Here is a 760-nt window from a genome sequence, read left to right on the forward strand (position 1 = left end):
CCGCATTTCTAACGCGGCGATGATAAAACAGATGCATAGACGGCTGAGGCAAGGCGTCGATATCTGGGTAGTTGTCCGTCGGTACTAATACAAGGTTACCGCCTACCGCCATTTCTATACTGGGTTTGTGACAATATTTACAAAGGCCGCGGCTAATATTCGGCGGTAGTTTCCAGCGGCGAAAACGCGTTTTATTTATCTCTAATTCGCTAATATCCGATTTTAGCAAAACTGTAACATCGTTATATGCCTTTCCTGTGTAATCCTGACAAATAGTGCAGTGGCAAATAAAGCGCGCAATAGGCGTATGGGTGATCGTATAGGTATTGCTATAGCAGGAGCAAGAGCCATCTTGTGGGGTAAATTCGCTGCTCATTAGTTAGTCCTTCATTAATAAGAGGGTAAGAGAGTTAGCATCATTTATTAATGCAAAATATAGCACTATCTTAACGTACTAATGTAGTCACTTTGAGTAGAAAAATTGACTAATAGTTTAATTTTTCAATAAGTTAGTTTTCAAGTTCTAAGGCTCATTAGAATCGCTGTATGAAAAAGTAGTATGGTTTTTATAAAAATCCAATAAAAAAGAGACCAATAGTAGGTCTCTTTTTTATGTATAACTAACTTTCTATCACTAGCATAGTCAATCATAGACTAGCAGCCAAGCTTACCTTCAGCTGCCAATGCCTTTTTGCTACGAACCGGCGCAGGGCAGTCCTCGCCGTAATACTGACGATCGGCAAAGTAGCTTGAGCGTACC

Annotated in this window: 1 protein-coding gene; it reads right to left on the reverse strand. The window is 40.3% G+C overall.

The window, feature by feature from the left end; all coding sequences use genetic code 11:
• On the reverse strand, positions 1 to 376 hold a 376-nt coding region (locus ACS8FD_RS19765), incomplete at its 3' end, for a GFA family protein (RefSeq protein WP_439277120.1).
• Positions 377 to 760 lie beyond the last annotated feature (384 nt).

This window comes from Psychrobacter sp. 1U2 (genome assembly GCF_051847575.1).